The following is a 17,178-nucleotide window of genomic DNA, read 5'->3' on the forward strand; positions in this document are numbered from 1 at the left end:
ACAGAGCAACATAACCTCTGTTGTTACTATGAGTATACTATATTTTCAACTCATTTTCAACTCTGTATTTTACTGACTTTATTACTGGTATGACTGGGATTTGCTAGTGTTTTACTTAAAAGTAAACATTAATAGTGATTAGCAACTTTTCTGTGATGAACTGCTGTCTTGCATGATAAGTCAGAGACATTACCATTTTCAACAATTCCGTAAATTATCCAATGGTCTGGAGTTTCCAGTCTAGAACTAACTTTACAATCTAAAAACGCTAGTGAATCTGAGAGGACTGGTCCACCTTCTGCAATATTGCTAATTACATCTACATTTGCAAATCTATCAGCTCCGGGAGCAAATCTTTTTAAAAAATGTCTGAACATTTTTTGATAGTTATCCTCTCTCAAGATATTAACAACAAAACCTTTTCCAACTTGCATATATGATTCAATAGCTCTATCTTTTGCTACTGCAACTGTAATACCTGGTGGAGAAAAACTAGCTTGACTAACCCAACTTGCTACCATGGCACTTTGTCTAAATGTAGAACCTTCTCCTTGGCTCGCTGTAACGACATATAATCCTCCACTTAACCTACCCAAAGCTTTATCTAAATTGGAATCAAGACTCTTCATAGAGGCAATATTTTTCTTTTTATTAATCAATTGACCCAAGTCAGTTCCAGCTTCTTCGAATTGTTGATAAACAATTGGATCTGGAATTTTTTTAACTCTTAAAGGAGAGAAAGCCTCTTTTTGACCAAGTTCTCTTAATTTATTTGCTAAAGAATCTATTGGTTCATCATTTCCACCAAATGCATCATAGACAGCCGTAAATTGCTTTGATTTTAGGGCTGCAAATAAAGTACCAAGAGATTCTTTTAATTCATTATCTGAATCTACTGGCCATGTGGGTATGACTACTGCTTTTGATTCCGAAATTAAACTTGTTAATTCTTGGGGGTCAGAAGATCTTAAATCAATTAATTGAACCTGTGCATCTGCTTTACTTATTCCATGAGAAATCGCTTGACTTAGTCGATCACAATAACCATAGTCGCTTATATAGCAGACTGATACAAAATCATTACCTTTGCTTTTATTGCTACTCCATTCTAAATATTTTCCTTTCCAATAATTGACTTGATTATGAAGCAATGGCCCATGACCTACGGCTATTGTTTTTAATTCAGGTAGCTTATCTATTCTTTTAATTGCTTGCAGAACGCTTCTCGCGTTTGGACCCATTAGGCAATCGTAATAAAAACGAAAATCATCATATATTTCTTTTTGATTAGTATCAAAAAATTCATCAGAACAATAATGGAGTCCAAATGCATCACATGTGTAGAGAACATGAGTGCTGTGATCATATGAAAAAATTGTATCTGGCCAATGTAAATTTGGTGCACTTATAAATTCAATATTATGTTCTAAACCGCTACTAGGATTAGTTCCGAGATTTAAAAACTCTCCACTCTTGACCTCTAAACGCTTAAAGGGAATATGTATTTGGTCTTCAATAAATTTAAGGGCTAATTTGGATCCTACTACTGTGATATTTTGGTTTAATTCTAAAAGATTACCTATTAAACCAGAATGATCAGGTTCTGTATGGCTCGTAATTAGATAATCCACTTCTTGTGGATTTACATTTTTCAGTAGTTCTTCAAACCATAATTTTTCGAACTTTGCGTGACTGGTATCAATAATTGCAAGTTTTTCACCTTTAATTATAAAACTATTGTAGGTAGTTCCATTTCTTAAACCAAATTCAATATCAAATCTGCTGCGATCCCAATCCAAAGATCTTATGGCACATGAATCATCAGCGAAGTTTTGAGATTGAACTGACAACTTGTTGTTTATTTGTGCCAATTTAGAATTACTTGTCTGGGCAGAGGCTAGCATAGGACAAATCGCGTTATAGAATAACTCTAGTTATGTAGAATATAAATCCGCGTGATTATTTTTGCGAAATAACCGAAATTACGCTTTTCTTTAATTTTTGTTCTTTTTATTCTGGATAAATGACATCTCAACTAAGTAAAAAAATTGTTACTGGAGATGAGATAAGAGATGCTTTTTTAAAATTTTACAGTGAAAAATTACATAAAATCATTCCAAGTGCGTCTTTAATTCCAGATGATCCTACGGTTATGCTCACAATTGCTGGAATGCTACCTTTTAAACCAGTTTTTTTAGGTTTAAAAGAAAGACCATCCAAAAGGGCTACATCTAGCCAAAAGTGCATTAGAACAAATGATATAGAAAACGTTGGGGTTACAGCTAGACATCACACTTTTTTTGAAATGCTTGGTAATTTCTCTTTTGGAGATTATTTTAAACTAGAGGCAATTCAGTGGGCTTGGGAATTAGTTACAAATATTTATCAACTTTCGCCTGAAAATATAATTGTTAGTGTCTTTCACGAAGATGGAGAGTCTGCAAAAATTTGGAGAGATGAAATAGGTATTCATTCAGATAGGATAGTGAAACTAGGAGAGAAAGATAATTTTTGGTCCTCTGGGAAAACAGGTCCATGTGGACCTTGTTCAGAACTTTACTATGATTTTTATCCTGAAAAAGGTCTACAGAATATTGATTTAGAAGATGGAGATCGTTTTATTGAATTTTATAATCTTGTTTTTATGCAATATAATCGCGATTCTAATGGCAAATTGACAGATTTAAAATTTAAAAATATTGATACAGGAATGGGCCTTGAAAGGATGGCTCAAATATTGCAAAAAAAGCAAAATAATTATGAGACAGATTTAATTTTTCCTATCATTCAAAAAACTTGTGAGATTGCAAAAATTGATTATTTTTTGTCAAATGATAAAAACAAAATTTCTCTAAAAATTATTGGAGATCATACAAGAGCTGTTATTCATTTAATTTCTGATGGAGTATCAGCAAGTAATCTTGGAAGGGGTTATATATTAAGAAGGCTTATTAGAAGAATGGTCAGACATGGGAGATTATTAGGAATAACAAATGAATTTTTAACACATATTGCTACTGTCGGGATCAATTTAATGAAAAATAATTATCCTGATTTAAAAAATAACAATGATTTAATTTTGAGTGAGATAAAAATTGAAGAAGTAAGGTTTATGGAAACTCTCGAAAGGGGAGAGAAATTGCTAGATGATTTAATTACTTCAGGACAGAAATTAATTTCTGGTTTTAAAGCTTTTGAACTTTATGATACCTATGGATTTCCTCTAGAACTTACTGTAGAAATTGCTGAAGAAAATAGTATCAGTGTAGATGTAAAGGGTTTTGAAGAAGAAATGAATGCACAAAAAGAGAGAGCGAAAGCTGCTTCAAGTAATATTGATTTGACATTAGAGGGATCATTAGAGCGAGAAATAGATCTTTTTAACAAAACTGTTTTTAATGGATATGATTCACTTCTTTCGGAAGCTGAAATAAAGGGTATATTCTTGGATTCAACATTAGTTAAGCAAGCGAGTGAAGGTCAGAAAGTTTTAATTGTTCTTGATCAGACAACTTTTTATGGAGAATCTGGTGGTCAAGTTGGTGATATTGGAACGATATTTTCAAAAGAAGTAGAGGTCTTAGTTGATAATGTTATTCGAAAGAAAAATGTTTTTTTACATTATGGAACCATCAAAAAAGGAACATTAACTATTGGACAAAAAGTTAAGACTAATGTTAAATCCACTAATAGAGCTAAGGCTGCTGCAAATCATACAGCTACTCATTTATTGCAATCTGCTCTCAAATTAATTGTTGATGAAAGTGTTGGACAAAAAGGTTCATTAGTAGCCTTTAATAAATTAAGATTTGACTTTAATTCTTCTAATCCTATTTCTAAAGATCAAATTTCTAAGATTGAGAGTCTAGTCAACTCTTGGATTATGGAAAATCATATCTTAGAAATAAAAAATATGTCTAAGAGTGAGGCTCTTGAAAAAGGTGCAGTGGCAATGTTTGGAGAAAAATATGATGATGAAGTACGCGTTATTAATGTGCCAGGAGTTTCAATGGAACTTTGTGGTGGCACACATGTTAAAACTACCTCCGAACTAGGTTCTTTCAAAATAATTAGTGAGGAAGGAATCTCAGCTGGAGTAAGAAGAATCGAAGCATTATCAGGCCAATCAGCCTTCGACTATTTTAGTGAAAGAAATGCTTTAGTAAATCAACTAAGTGATTTCTTAAAAGCAAATCCCAGTCAACTTTTTGAAAGGGTTAATAATTTGCAAGCAGAGCTTATTAATAAAAATAAAGAGATACAAAAAATGAAAGATGAAATTGCATATTTTAAATACTCTTCTATAAAATCATCCGCAGAAATAGTAAATTCTTTTTCAATATTGGTAAATCAGATTGATGGCTTAGATGGTAATTCTTTGCAATCTGCAGCACTTAATTTAACTTCTTATTTAGGTAATAAAGCAATAGTGATTCTTGGAGGAATCCCAAATCTAGAAAATAAAAAGTTATTATTTGTAGTGTCTTTAGGTGATGATGCTGTAAAAATAGGATTGCATGCAGGTAAATTAATTAATGAGATAGCAAGAATTTGTTCGGGAGGTGGAGGAGGAAAGCCTAACTTTGCTCAAGCTGGTGCTAAAGATATTGATAGGTTAAGCGATGCTTTAGATTATGCTAAAAATCATTTGCAAAAAACATTAGAAAGTCATTCTGATAAATAACTACTTTTTCTGAGACTGATTTCGATTTGATCAATTAATTTCCTTGCCTCTTCAATAGTTAATTTTTTTTGATCAATTGCTGATTCAGTATTAATTCTTATAGATTCAACCAAAGAAGCTGAACTGTAATCCAATAATTGTAAAATTTCAGATTTACTGTCCTCTTTAATAATATTTTTGACCTTATAGGAATTATTTTGATTTATATCTATGTGCACAACGTTTGTATTGCCAAATAAATTGTGCAAGTTTCCTAGTGCTTCTTGATATGCTCCAGTCATAAAAATTCCAATTAAATAATCTTTATCTTGCTCTGGCTTATGTAAATTTAGTAATGATTTAATTTTTCCACCATCAATAAAATTATTTAGTTTCCCATCTGAATCACAAGTTAAATCTGCAAAGTTGCCCTTGCAGAACGGCTCTTCTAAGTGCCTATGTATTGGTACTATTGGAAAAATCTGATTGATTGCCCAGCTATCGGGAATAGATTTAAAGATAGATAAATTTGCATAATAAGTTGATGCAAGAGTTTCTGTAATTTCTGATAAATCAGGGTGATTGATTTCATCATTATTCAGGTTATTAGAAATTTCTTTTGCGCAAGCCCAGGTCAGTTCTTCGGCATAGGCTCGTTCTTCTAAACTTAAAAATCCTAATCTAAAGGCAGCTAAGCAATCTTCTTTAAACTTTTTTGCATCATTCCATAGTTCAATTATTTGAGATAAATTTATTTTTTTATTTTTAAGTTTTTTTAATTCATTGAAAGTTTCAAGTAAATTTGAAATGATTAATTGTTGATTTTTTTTATCAAAAATTTGTATTTTGGAACTGACATGGCTCGTTCCTAAGACATTAAAAATTAAAACTGAACAATGACTAATTATTGCCCTTCCACTTTCTGAGATTATGGTTGGATGCTTGATATTATTTAATACACATGCATCTTTAATAGTTGCAATTACATCGTTAGCATAATTTTGAAGAGAATAATTAGTGGAGGTGTTTGAGGAGGTTTTAGTTCCATCAAAATCTATCCCTAATCCCCCCCCTACGTCGATATATTGCATTGGGGCTCCTAGTTTGCATAGTTCAACATATATTTGACTGGCTTCTTGTAATGCGTCTTTGATCACAGTAATATCACTTATTTGACTTCCAATGTGAAAATGGAGTAATTTCATTTCGTTTATAAGATTTGCTTCTTTAAGTTCTTTGATTGTCGACATAATTTCTGGGATTGATAATCCAAATTTGGAATTATCTCCAATAGATTTGCCCCACCTTCCACTACTTTTACTTGATAACTTTGCTCTTATTCCTATCAATGGAGTCGCGTTAAGTTCTTGAACTGCGTGAATAATTCTTTTTACCTCATCTCGTTGTTCAATAACGATTATTGGATTTTTGCCGAGTTTTCTGGCCAAAGTAGCAATCTCAATATATTTTTTATCTTTATATCCGTTGCATATCAATAATGAATTTTGGTTTTCAAGAAGTGCAAGGCCAATTAGTAGTTCTGATTTACTTCCTACTTCTAAACCAAAATTCCATTGACTACCAAACTCTATTATCTTTTCCAATACATTTTTTTGTTGATTACATTTGACAGGAAAAACGCCTTGATAAATATTCTCATATTTGTAGGTTTTTATTGCTTTTAAAAAAGCATCATGAAGTGCAATTATTCGATCTTTCAAGATATCGTTAAATCTTATAATTAATGGAGGATTTATTTCTCTACTTTTAAGTTCTTTGACAAGCTTGAAAAGATCAATCTTATTTTCAGATTTTATATCTTTAATTACTGATATATTTCCTTTGGAATTTATTGAAAAATATTTATCCCCCCATTTGTCTATGTTGTAAGTCGAAATACTATCTTCAATAGTCCAAGTATTCTTTAATTTTTTCGGCTCAAAATTGGTCAATTTATGTTTTAGTGATTAATAAGTGTTTTTAAAATAACTCAAAACAATATCTTTTATTTTACTGATTACTTGCCAAGTTACCACCCAAAAGTTGAATATACATAGAGTGATTATTAACTAAATGACTAAAGAGAGAACTTTTATTGCAATTAAACCAGATGGAGTTCAAAGAGGATATGTTGCTGAGATTATTGGCAGATTTGAAAAAAAAGGATTTAAATTAGTTGGTTTAAAGCAATTAATCCCCTCAAAAGATCTTGCTCAAAATCACTATGGAGTACATAGAGAAAGACCCTTTTTTGTTGATTTAGTGGATTTTATTTCAAGCGGTCCTGTTGTAGCAATGGTATGGGAAGGCGAAGGAGTTATTTTAAGTGCTAGAAAACTAATAGGTGCAACAAAACCTCTTGAAGCGGAGCCTGGAACAATTAGAGGTGATTTAGCTATTGATATTGGGAGAAATATTATTCATGGTTCTGATGGAGAGGACACAGCAAAATTTGAAATTGATCTATGGTTTAACGAAGAGGAGTTATGTGAGTGGGAAACTTCTGATTCTAAATGGCGATCTGAAAATTAAAATTTAAATCTCAAATCTATATATACTGAATTTTTCTAAAAAGTTTTTTTCTATTTCTTTGAGACTTTTATTTAGAACTATTTTCAAAAGAAGATCACTTGTTATTGCAGAAAATAAAACTCCATTTCTGTAATGTCCTGTTGCTATAAAGAGGTTTTCAATTTTTGATTTTCCAATTATTGGTTTAAGATCTGGAGTGCAGGGTCTAAATCCCCACCAATGTTCCATTTGCGGCCAATTAATAGCCTCTGGTAATAAAGAGTGGATGCCTTCTTGCAGTTGTTTTATTCCATTAGGAGTATTACCCTGATTAAATTCTGAATCTTTTTCAACTGTCGCTCCAACGATAATAAGTCCATCATCACGAGGAACTAGATAAGTTTTTGGACCAAAAATAACTCTTTTCAAAAAATTTGTTGGACCTTGTATTGATAACATTTGTCCTTTTACAGGAAAGACTGGAATCTTATTAAAAATTTTTTTACTCCAAGCACCACTGCATATAATTGCTTTTTCGCAGTTAATTTTTTTTAGTTCCCCAGTGGCACATAAAACTGTTGCACCAGTAATTTTGTTTTTTTCCAATGTCAAATCCTTTACTTCTGATCCTTCTTGAAATTCGACTCCATGCAAGGAGCATGCTCTTTCAAGAGCACGCATTAGTCTTCTTCTGTTATCTATTTGACCATCTTGTTCAAAAAGTAAACCATGTTTCCAAATAGAATTTATTCCATTAATTTCTTTTTGAAGATCTTTTTGATTTAAATATTTTCCATATTCATAAGTGGGAAACTCTTCAAGATCTTTTTTATTTTTAAAAGGAACTACTATGCCACATTTTTTTAAACCGCATTTAACATTACTATCTTGTTCAATACTTTTTATCCATTTTGGAATTAGACTTTGACTTTCTTGGCCAAATTTTAGTAATTCATTTTCGAGCCCTTCTGCATGACTAGCTAGCATTCCTGCAGCAACAAATCCAGCTGATTCATTTCTGTTTTTGCTTAAAACTAAAACCTTGAAGTTATTTCTAGAAAATTCATAAGCAATAGATAAACCTACAAGTCCACCGCCAATAATTAATATTGAATTTTTTGTTTCTTTTGTCATTTAATAATTAATATTTTTATTTGTGTTTTGGTCCTCTTTTCCTTTATATCCAATAATATTAATAAAGAGACTTTTTATAATGAACAATTTGGAATCTTGGGAAGCTGTGATTGGTTTGGAAACTCATGTACAGCTTAATACGAAAAGTAAAATATTCACATCTGCTTCAACAGCTTTTGGTGATGCACCTAATACTCATATAGATCCTATAGTTTGTGGGTTACCAGGAACCCTTCCAGTTTTAAATGAGACTGTTCTTGAGTATGCTGTAAAAACTTCTTTAGCATTAAATCTAAATGTTGCAGAACATTGTAAATTCGATAGAAAACAATATTTTTATCCTGATTTGCCTAAAAATTATCAAATTTCACAATTTGATGAGCCACTAGCTGAAAATGGGTGGTTAGAGGTTGAAATAATTGAAAAAGGTAAAGAACCTTATATAAAAAAAATTGGTATAGAAAGGCTACATATGGAAGAGGACGCCGGAAAACTAGTCCATTCAGGTAGTGACAGATTAGCTGGTTCTAAGTATTCTTTAGTTGATTACAATCGTGCAGGAATAGCACTTTGTGAGATTGTAAGTAAACCAGATATTAGATCAGGTAAAGAGGCATCTGAATATGCTTCAGAGATTAGAAGAACAGTTAGATATCTAGGGGTATCAGACGGAAATATGCAAGAGGGTTCATTGCGCTGTGATGTTAATATTTCAGTCAGAAAAGGACCTAGTTCTCCTTTTGGTACCAAAGTGGAAATAAAGAATATGAATTCATTTTCTGCAATTCAAAAGGCTTGTGATTATGAAATAGCTAGACAAATAGAAGTTTATGAAAATGGAGGAAAAATTTTCCAAGAAACAAGGTTATGGGATGAAGCTAAGCAATTAACAAAAAGTATGAGAATGAAAGAAGGCAGCAGTGACTATAGATATTTTCCTGATCCTGATTTAGGACCAATTGAAATAACAAAAGCCCAACAAGAAATATGGTTAAAAGAACTTCCAGAATTACCTTCAAAGAAAAGAAATAAATATGTAAGTGAGTTTGGGTTATCTGCATATGATGCAAGGGTAATTTCTGATGAAATTAATATGGCAAACTTTTTTGAAGATACGGTAGCTAATGGTGCTGATGCCAAACTAGCTTCAAATTGGGTAACAAGTGATATTGTGGGTTATTTAAAAGCAAATAAACTTAGTTTTTCTGACTTAAAACTTAGTCCTGAAAATCTCGCTGAAATGATTAAGATGATTTCAAATAATACTATCAGTGGAAAAATTGCAAAAGAAATTTTGCCTGAATTAATTGAAAAAAATATTTCTCCGAAAAAGCTAGTAGAAGAAAAAGGGTTGTCTATGATATCTGATTCTTCAAGTATTTTACCAATAATTGATGAACTTTTAACTGACCATCCAGATGAGGTTCAAGCATTTAGAAATGGCAAAACTAAATTGCTTGGTTTTTTTGTTGGTCAACTTATGAAAAGAACAAAAGGTAAAGCTGACCCTAAACTTGCAAATAAACTGCTTGCAGAAAAATTGAATAGCTAAAGCTTCAAAGAAGCGCACTTATTGTCTTGATCCATTTATTTTGATTATCTGAATTATCTAAAATTATGTCAGAAAATTTTCTTTTTTCTTCAAAACTTAATTGAAGATTTATTGCGTCATATGCCTCTTTTTCGCTAATTTTATCTCTTGCGATAAGTCTTTTTTTTTGTAGTTCTTTAGGACATTTAACTAACCATATTTCAGTGCAAATATCTTCAAATTTTGCTTCAAATAATAATGGAATAACCAATACTATAGTTTGATTGTTTTTATATTGACTGCATTCTTCTATCATTTTTTCTTTAATTAATGGGTGAAGTAGTTTTTCAATCCATTCTTTACTTTCTGAATGTTTAAGAATAATGTTCCTTAAAAGTTTTCTGTTTATTGCCCTTTCTGAATTGTTCTTATTATCAATAATTTTATTTCCAAAATAATCTAAAATTTTCTCATATCCGTATGTGTTTGGTTTGATTAATTCTCTTGATAAATTATCTGCATCTAATATTGGAATGTTTGTATGTTTTCTAATGTAATTAGTTATGGTTGTCTTCCCACTGGCAATTCCTCCTGTTAAACCAATTCTTCTTTGGTTATTTTTTGATTTTTGAAGAATATCCATATAGTTAATAATAATCTAATTACCTGTTTCTTTAGTACTAAAGAGTAGTTAGTATGAATTAAAATACCAAAAAGTTTGAGTCAGTTAGATTCCAATTGGTCGTTAGTTGATGACTGTAAGTTAACACCCAAGGGCTTTCTTTTTGCTGGGATATCTGCTGGATTAAAATCTTCTAATAAAAAAGATTTAGCACTAATACTTGCTCCAGAAGGAAGTATTTTTAGTGGAATGTTTACCCAATCAATAGTTCGCGCTTCTTGTGTGGATATTTGTGAGGAAAGGATTAAAACAACTTCAGGTTTTGCACGAGCAATACTAATAAATTCTGGTCAAGCAAATGCATGTACAGGAAATCTTGGAGTTCAACATTTTCAAATTGCTACAAGAAGGATTGCGGAACTTTTAGGAATAAAAGAAGAAGAAGTTTTAATGTGCTCAACTGGTGTAATTGGCGTTCCAATACAAATAAATGATTTAGTAAAAAATTTACCAAATTTAATTAATGATTTAAGGGGTAATAATTTTCAAAATGCAGCAGAAGCAATTTTAACGACCGATTTGACTTTGAAAAAAGTCTTAATAGAGACGATTATTCAAGGTAGAAAAATCAAAATAGCAGGATTTGCAAAAGGTTCAGGAATGATTTACCCCAACATGGCTACAATGCTTGCTTTTCTAACTTGTGATGCTGGTATTGAAAAAGAAGAATGGGACAAAATGATTGCAATTGCAGTTAAAAAATCTTTTAATGCAATATCAGTTGATGGAGAGACAAGTACAAATGATTCTTTTGTTGGAATAAATGCCGGAGAGAAAATTGAAAAAAGGTTTCTCCCAATTATTCAAAAAGGGGTCGATATTGTTTGTCAAAACTTGGCAAAAAATATTGCAAGGGATGGAGAAGGAGCAAATTGTTTATTAGAAGTTTTGGTTCAAGGCGCAAAAAATACAGATGATGCAATTATTCTCGCGAAATCTATTTGTAATTCTGCCTTGGTAAAAACTGCGATACATGGTTGTGATCCGAATTGGGGACGAATTATTTCTGCTGCGGGCAATTCAGGAGTTAAATTTAATTTAAATGACGTTGATTTATTTATAGGTAATGCTCAGATTCTGGAAAAAGGCAAGTTGTATAAATATGATCCAGAAAAAGTCACAGACTATATTAAGTCCAGAATGAAAGGTACATATTTACTTGATGATATTGTAAAAATTATGATTAATCTAAATTCTGGCGAATCGCAAGGCACAGCTTGGGGGTGCGATCTTTCTAAAAAGTATGTTGAAATAAATAGCGAATATACGACTTAACGTTAAAACGTAGTTATATCAAAAGATTTGAAGATTATTACTAATTAAATTTAGTTGTACTAGGTTAAACATAACCGTTAACTATGGTTGGATGTTCTCTACATTCTTTCTCCCAAAAGTTTTGAAACTCAGGGGTGCATTTCTCAGGTTCTTTTGGGGTTTCGTTTAGATTTAATCCTGCATAATTAAACGCAGTTAAATATCTTGGAAGAATGTTAAATTGATTGAATAGTTTCATAAGACCTCCTAGATCTATATCTATATTGTCCTCCTATTAACTTGAAATTCATAGAGTATTATTACCCGAGTAAAAGTGCTTTATGGTTGTCACGACTATCTTTTCTCATTTACTAAGAGTAGAAATAATACAGGAGTCAAAAGCACTTCATCGACTTTGTGGACAGCGAGGTGTATACGACTCGAAGAGGGCAAATAAATGCCCTCTTACTTTATTTTTAGTAAACTTTTACTGATTCTCTTATGGTTAGATTTATCAAAATAGGAAAAAATTATGTTTGTAAGTATTGACTTATGCTTAGTCCCCATTGGAGTTGGAACTTCTCTATCTCCTTATATAAAAGAGTGTATTGAAGTTATCAAAAATGAAGGACTTAACTATGAATTCGGAGCGAATGGAACGGCAATAGAGGGAGATTGGGATAAAGTATTTGAATGTGTTAAAAAGTGTCATAAAAAAATTCATTCAAAAGGTGCGCCTAGAATTTATACAACAATGAAAGTAAATACAAGAACTGATAAAGAACAAAAATTCTTAGATAAAGTAAAAAGTGTTTTAGATAAATAATGGAAAAAGAACCAAATTACGATAGTGATGGATTAGATCCATCCGAAGAATATTTTAAAAAGAAGGAAAAAGGTAATGATGATGATACCTATTTTCCTCAAGAAGAATCAGAACCGCCACATTATTAAAAACTTGGAAATTTTTTGATATTCAATTTACATTAGAGGGTATAACTACCCTCTTTTTTAATGTCCATTAATACATTTCTTTTGCTGTTATTGGTGATTGCGAATTACACAAACTTATTTTTAAATATAAAAAAAAGAAAAACATGATTGGAAGGGTAAAGTTTTTGGATATCATCAAGAATTTTCATAAAAAGTAAACTATCACTTTAATATGAATTAAAGAGAAGAAAAACCATCCTTGATATTTAATGTTGCGACTTCTTCCACTACCGATTTTTATTGGCATTTATTTATTCTCTTACTGGAGATGTAGAAAAAATATTGCTGATAGTGATAAGCAACTAAAACCATGCATTGATTGGGCATATGTAAAAAATTTACCTCTCCCACCAAAACCTTCATTTATAGAGTTTTATATTGTTTATGTCTCTTCTTTTTTTAAATTTCCCTTTGGGGTAATTATTCAACAACTACCTTTCTCAAAGAAAGTAAGATACTACGAAAGAGAAATGAAATTAATATTTGATAAATGGAATTTAGAAAAAATTAAAAAAATAACTAACTAATTTATAAAAGTTATCACTCGGATATTGATTCAATTTAATTTGGACTTGTTTCAGAAAGCATGTTCTCTAGCTTACAGTTTGCTTACGGTTGTAAATTAGAAATTTAGTAATTACTTAATTTTTAATTACCATTTACACTTTGCTTACAATTGTATTGACTTACGGGGATATACTACTTAAGTTTTAGTAAATCTATTGGTAGATATTCATTTATATAAAGAAATAATATTGTTAAAGTTCCAATTACAGAACCTATAAAACCTCCAAAAAAATTAACTAATAATCCAGATTGTCTAATTATTGTCTCTTCGTTTTTTTCTTCAAAATCTTGATTGTCAACTACTTTTAAGCGCTTATTGGTTGTTGGTTGTTGATCTTGTTGGTGTCGGATGAGGGCTTCGAAATCAGGCATGGAATTTGTGAGGCAATAGAACAATAAGCAGACCAGCCCGTCATTCGACGAGGATCTGATCTACCTAAATCGTCTACAGCATCTAATACCGCACAGCCTAAAGCCTCTGCTTTATCGAAAGCTGAAAGTAAGGGTACAAAGGTATCAAATACATATAAACCAAAATTTTCTAGAGCTGCTTTCGCTTGTTGCGCTGCTTTTTGCTGTCTAAAATCAACTTTTACTATTACTACTGCATGATTAACTTTTAAGTTGCTTAATAATTTTGCTAGTTCAACAGTTAGTTCTACTGATCTTGCTTTTGCAGTGGTAGGCAAGAGAACTAAATCTGAACCATACGCTAAGTGTTTAAGTTCTTCTTGATCACTGCTAGCTTGCCCATCAGTTATTACGATTTCTGATGACCTTGATGCTTTAGCAGCTGAGCTGACAGGGAAAACTGGAAATGGGAGATTGCCTCTTGATGAGTAAGCTAATGCAGATCTATTCTTGTCGGCATCTACTATGCAAACTTCTTTACCTTCAGAATGCCAAACACTAGCGAGATGTATACTTGTGCAGGTTTTGGCAACTCCTCCTTTTTGCCCGCAAACAGTAATGAACAATTTTTTATTTTTATTTCTTTTACTTTGGTGAATAATTTCGGAATGTCAAGAGAAATTGATTTTTAATGATTTAAAACTTATTTTTTGAAATATTTTTAACAGGTCAATATTTTGAGATAACCTTGTAAAGTTCTTAATTTAAATAGGCTAGTGAAGAAAAGAATTGGATTAGGTACTTGGTCTTGGGGGAATAAGCTTTTTTGGAATTACAAATCTACAAAGGATGATGATTTACGTGAAACATATAATGAAGCATTAGAAAGAGGATTTGATCTAATTGATACTGCAGATTCTTACGGTACTGGGAATCTTCAGGGTAGAAGTGAATCATTGTTAGGTAAATTTTTACTAGATACTCCTTCTGAAAAGAAAAAAAGGATTCAAGTAGCAACTAAACTAGCACCTTATCCTTGGAGAATTGGGGATAAAGGTTTTAATAAACCTTTTTTAAAAAGTTTAGAAAGGCTAAAAAATAAATTAGACATAGTGCAACTGCATTGGTCAACTGCAAAATACAATCCTTGGCAAGAATTAGAACTGTTGAATAATCTTTGCGATTTAAAAGATCAAGGTTTTGATTTTCAAATTGGTTTATCAAACATAGGTCCCAAAAGGTTGAAGCAATTAATTTATTTCTTAGCAAAAAGAGATCAAAGGCCAAAAAGTGTTCAGATACAATTTTCTTTGCTTGCTCCCAATTTAAAAAAACAATATCAAGTAAAAAAAATTTGCGAAGAAAATAATATTGATTTCTTTGCTTATAGTCCTTTGTCTTTTGGAATACTTTGCATTGATCCAGATAAAGAAGAAAATAAAGAAAAAAGTTTTATTCGAAATGCTTTATTTGAAAACTATAAAAAACCAACATTTGAATTGAGGAGATGTCTAAAAAGGATTGCGAATCAAAGATCAGTTTCCCAAGCTCAAGTAGCAATTAATTGGTGTTGTTATCAAGGAACTATTCCACTCGTTGGAATGCGAAAAAAATCTCAAGTTATAGATGTATCCAATGTACTCAAGTGGAATTTAAATAAACATGAATTTAGAGAACTTCAGGAGGCTTCAAAAAATTGTTTTAAAAAAATGCCTGAAAATCCTTTTTCAAGTAATTAATTAAATTTTTAGATAGTAATATTCTTATTTTTCTTTATTTGACAACTACTATTCCAAAGTTCAGTAGGAAATTTTTTTCCAGTGAATCTAAGAACTTTTGGTTTGAGATTTATTAGCAAGTCATTTATGTTTTTATTAGGATCCATTTTGTAAGGGCGGAGTTTTTATTAAGATAAAATAATTTAAAATTAAACTTCTCAGTATTTATACTCATAAAAGAAAAAACAATCTTTTTAATACAAGCAATTGCACTAATATTTACTTGCAAGTAGATTATTTACTACAACTTCTTAGAAATTTTAAAAAGTGGAGTCCTTCCAGACTCCGTGCATCATTTGGTTGATAAGGCTGATATAACCCCATCTCCTTTAGGATCAAGCAGCAACTGGTGCTGTTTGACGGGAGAAACTAACTATTTTGTTAGCATTTGTGTTTTTGCTCTAACCGAGCCGGCTTCAGTCACCTTCCTTATGCCCCGTCGAAACCATTGCAACCCCAAAAATGGAGTTGAGCGGAATCGAACCGCTGTCCGAAACATCGGTTGAGATCACCTAGTCCAATTGGACATTTATATTCTGACAGGCAAAATGAGTATTGAATAGTTTTTTTATTAAATTTTTTCTCGTAAATGAATTTAGTTGCATCAGCTCCAGAGGGATTAGAAAAATATTTAGCTGAAGAAATTTTAAATTTAGGTGGATTTAATATTAATGTACATAAAAGATTCATTAATTTTGAATGTGATTATCCCACTTTTTATAGGGTTCATTTTTTTTCAAGATTAGCTTTTCGTTTTTATAGAGAAATTGCAACTTTTCCTTGCTATGATAAGAAATCTTTATATGAGGGTGTTAGAGATTCATTTGATTGGTTAAGATGGATCCACTGTGAAAAAACATTTAATGTTCAAGTAACTGGCAGAACATCTTCTTTGAGTCATACCCACTTTACTGCTCTTGAGGTTAAAAATTCCATAATAGATCTGCAACAGGCAGCATGGAACAAAAGATCAAATATTTCTTTAGATAATCCTGATTTTATAATTCATCTTCATTTAAATGATAATAGAGCAATTATAAGTCTCCAAAGTAGTTTAGAGAGTTTACACAAAAGAGGTTATAGACCTGCAGTTGGAAATGCTCCATTAAAAGAAAATTTAGCTTCTGGTTTGTTAAAGATGACTCAATGGAATGGCAAAGTCCCCTTAATTGATTTGATGTGCGGTTCGGGAACTTTTTTAATTGAAGCTGTTAACCAATATCTCGAAGTCCCAATAAATATTAGGCAAAAATATCTTTTTGAGAATTGGTTAGACTTTAGAAAAAATATTTATCTGAACGAGAAAAATAAAGCAAAAAATAAAATTATAAATTACGAAAAATTACCAAAAATTGTCGGTTGCGAGATAAGTAAAAAAGTTTATAAAGAAGCTCAAGTAAACATATCAATGGCAAACCTCAAAAATTATATTGAAATTATAAATAATGATTTTCTGGAACTTCAATTAAAATTCACGCCTGGGATTATTATATGTAATCCTCCATATGGCAAAAAATTGGGTGATGAAAATGAATTAATTAGTTTATATGAAGATATAGGAATCTTTTTAAAGAAGAACTTTTCAGGTTGGGAATTTTGGTTACTTAGTGGGAATCCAAAACTGACAAAACATTTGAAAATGAAATCTTCCGTGAAAATTCCTGTAAGTAATGGAGGTATTGATTGCCGATGGATAAAATATTTAATAAGGTAA

The 17,178-nt window shown here is 31.2% G+C and carries 15 protein-coding genes and 1 other RNA gene; 8 read left to right on the plus strand and 8 right to left on the minus strand.

Annotated elements, in window-relative coordinates:
- Positions 1–128: 128 nt before the first annotated feature.
- A complete protein-coding gene (locus JJ844_03870) occupies positions 129–1,904 on the minus strand; it encodes a diflavin flavoprotein (GenBank protein MBO6974814.1) in 1,776 nt (591 codons plus the stop codon).
- Between the two features lie 119 nt (positions 1,905–2,023).
- On the opposite strand from JJ844_03870, the gene alaS reads away from it, so the two are divergent.
- Positions 2,024–4,684 (plus strand): alanine--tRNA ligase, encoded by a 2,661-nt coding sequence (gene alaS, locus JJ844_03875; GenBank protein ID MBO6974815.1) that lies wholly within the window; start codon positions 2,024–2,026, stop codon positions 4,682–4,684.
- Here alaS and speA read toward each other — a convergent pair.
- On the minus strand, positions 4,669–6,615 hold the full coding sequence (speA, locus tag JJ844_03880; GenBank protein ID MBO6974816.1) for a biosynthetic arginine decarboxylase: 1,947 nt from the start codon (positions 6,613–6,615) through the stop codon (positions 4,669–4,671). The genes alaS and speA overlap by 16 nt on opposite strands.
- Before the next feature lie 121 nt (positions 6,616–6,736).
- Here speA and ndk point away from each other — a divergent pair, with 121 nt between their 5' ends.
- Positions 6,737–7,195 carry a nucleoside-diphosphate kinase gene (gene ndk, locus JJ844_03885; protein ID MBO6974817.1) on the plus strand — a complete coding sequence of 153 codons (459 nt, stop codon included), beginning with the start codon at positions 6,737–6,739 and terminating at the stop codon, positions 7,193–7,195.
- Between the two features lie 3 nt (positions 7,196–7,198).
- Here the strand turns inward: ndk and thiO are convergent, their stop codons facing one another.
- Positions 7,199–8,308, minus strand: coding sequence for a glycine oxidase ThiO (thiO, locus tag JJ844_03890; protein ID MBO6974818.1), 1,110 nt, complete (start codon positions 8,306–8,308; stop codon positions 7,199–7,201).
- Positions 8,309–8,387: 79 nt separating this feature from the next.
- Here thiO and gatB point away from each other — a divergent pair, with 79 nt between their 5' ends.
- On the plus strand, positions 8,388–9,860 hold the full coding sequence (gene gatB / locus JJ844_03895) for an Asp-tRNA(Asn)/Glu-tRNA(Gln) amidotransferase subunit GatB (protein ID MBO6974819.1): 1,473 nt from the start codon (positions 8,388–8,390) through the stop codon (positions 9,858–9,860).
- A gap of 4 nt (positions 9,861–9,864) precedes the next feature.
- Here gatB and JJ844_03900 read toward each other — a convergent pair whose 3' ends face one another.
- Positions 9,865–10,482 carry a dephospho-CoA kinase gene (locus JJ844_03900; protein MBO6974820.1) on the minus strand — a complete coding sequence of 206 codons (618 nt, stop codon included), beginning with the start codon at positions 10,480–10,482 and terminating at the stop codon, positions 9,865–9,867.
- 75 nt (positions 10,483–10,557) lie between these two features.
- On the opposite strand from JJ844_03900, the gene argJ reads away from it, so the two are divergent.
- Complete coding sequence (gene argJ / locus JJ844_03905) at positions 10,558–11,796, plus strand: bifunctional glutamate N-acetyltransferase/amino-acid acetyltransferase ArgJ (protein ID MBO6974821.1); 1,239 nt, start codon at positions 10,558–10,560, stop codon at positions 11,794–11,796.
- A 64-nt stretch (positions 11,797–11,860) separates the two neighbouring features.
- Here the strand turns inward: argJ and JJ844_03910 are convergent, their stop codons facing one another.
- A complete protein-coding gene (locus JJ844_03910; GenBank protein ID MBO6974822.1) occupies positions 11,861–12,034 on the minus strand; it encodes a hypothetical protein in 174 nt (57 codons plus the stop codon).
- Between the two features lie 273 nt (positions 12,035–12,307).
- Between JJ844_03910 and JJ844_03915 the strand changes: the two genes are divergently transcribed.
- Together JJ844_03915 and JJ844_03920 are read left to right on the plus strand one after the other, a co-directional pair.
- Positions 12,308–12,601 (plus strand): MTH1187 family thiamine-binding protein, encoded by a 294-nt coding sequence (locus JJ844_03915; protein MBO6974823.1) that lies wholly within the window; start codon positions 12,308–12,310, stop codon positions 12,599–12,601.
- Positions 12,602–12,977: 376 nt separating this feature from the next.
- On the plus strand, positions 12,978–13,295 hold the full coding sequence (locus JJ844_03920; protein MBO6974824.1) for a hypothetical protein: 318 nt from the start codon (positions 12,978–12,980) through the stop codon (positions 13,293–13,295).
- 172 nt (positions 13,296–13,467) lie between these two features.
- Here JJ844_03920 and JJ844_03925 read toward each other — a convergent pair whose 3' ends face one another.
- Together JJ844_03925 and JJ844_03930 are read right to left on the minus strand one after the other, a co-directional pair.
- Entirely contained in the window at positions 13,468–13,707 is a 240-nt protein-coding gene (locus JJ844_03925) for a hypothetical protein (protein MBO6974825.1), read from the minus strand.
- The gene (locus JJ844_03930) at positions 13,641–14,312 is read right to left on the minus strand and encodes an AAA family ATPase (GenBank protein MBO6974826.1); all 672 of its coding nucleotides are present in this window, start codon (positions 14,310–14,312) and stop codon (positions 13,641–13,643) included. Before JJ844_03930 ends, JJ844_03925 begins: the two co-directional genes overlap by 67 nt.
- A gap of 150 nt (positions 14,313–14,462) precedes the next feature.
- Here JJ844_03930 and JJ844_03935 point away from each other — a divergent pair, with 150 nt between their 5' ends.
- Positions 14,463–15,425: an aldo/keto reductase gene (locus JJ844_03935; GenBank protein MBO6974827.1), complete on the plus strand. Its 963-nt coding sequence runs from the start codon at positions 14,463–14,465 to the stop codon at positions 15,423–15,425.
- Between the two features lie 309 nt (positions 15,426–15,734).
- Here the strand turns inward: JJ844_03935 and ssrA are convergent.
- Positions 15,735–16,007: a transfer-messenger RNA gene (gene ssrA / locus JJ844_03940) on the minus strand.
- A gap of 46 nt (positions 16,008–16,053) precedes the next feature.
- On the opposite strand from ssrA, the gene JJ844_03945 reads away from it, so the two are divergent.
- Positions 16,054–17,178 (plus strand): class I SAM-dependent RNA methyltransferase, encoded by a 1,125-nt coding sequence (locus tag JJ844_03945; protein MBO6974828.1) that lies wholly within the window; start codon positions 16,054–16,056, stop codon positions 17,176–17,178.

Origin of the sequence: Prochlorococcus marinus CUG1435 (assembly GCA_017644375.1) — a bacterium.
Lineage (GTDB): Bacteria > Cyanobacteriota > Cyanobacteriia > PCC-6307 > Cyanobiaceae > Prochlorococcus_A > Prochlorococcus_A marinus_AH.

Coding starts and splice junctions, on each gene's coding strand:
- JJ844_03870 (MBO6974814.1), bottom strand. CDS start 1,904: ATGCTAGCCTCTGCCCAGACAAGTAATTCTAAATTGGCACAAATAAAC.
- JJ844_03945 (MBO6974828.1), top strand. CDS start 16,054: ATGAATTTAGTTGCATCAGCTCCAGAGGGATTAGAAAAATATTTAGCT.
- JJ844_03925 (MBO6974825.1), bottom strand. CDS start 13,707: ATGCCTGATTTCGAAGCCCTCATCCGACACCAACAAGATCAACAACCA.
- thiO (MBO6974818.1), bottom strand. CDS start 8,308: ATGACAAAAGAAACAAAAAATTCAATATTAATTATTGGCGGTGGACTT.
- JJ844_03915 (MBO6974823.1), top strand. CDS start 12,308: ATGTTTGTAAGTATTGACTTATGCTTAGTCCCCATTGGAGTTGGAACT.
- gatB (MBO6974819.1), top strand. CDS start 8,388: ATGAACAATTTGGAATCTTGGGAAGCTGTGATTGGTTTGGAAACTCAT.
- alaS (MBO6974815.1), top strand. CDS start 2,024: ATGACATCTCAACTAAGTAAAAAAATTGTTACTGGAGATGAGATAAGA.
- JJ844_03900 (MBO6974820.1), bottom strand. CDS start 10,482: ATGGATATTCTTCAAAAATCAAAAAATAACCAAAGAAGAATTGGTTTA.
- JJ844_03920 (MBO6974824.1), top strand. CDS start 12,978: ATGTTGCGACTTCTTCCACTACCGATTTTTATTGGCATTTATTTATTC.
- JJ844_03910 (MBO6974822.1), bottom strand. CDS start 12,034: ATGAAACTATTCAATCAATTTAACATTCTTCCAAGATATTTAACTGCG.
- ndk (MBO6974817.1), top strand. CDS start 6,737: ATGACTAAAGAGAGAACTTTTATTGCAATTAAACCAGATGGAGTTCAA.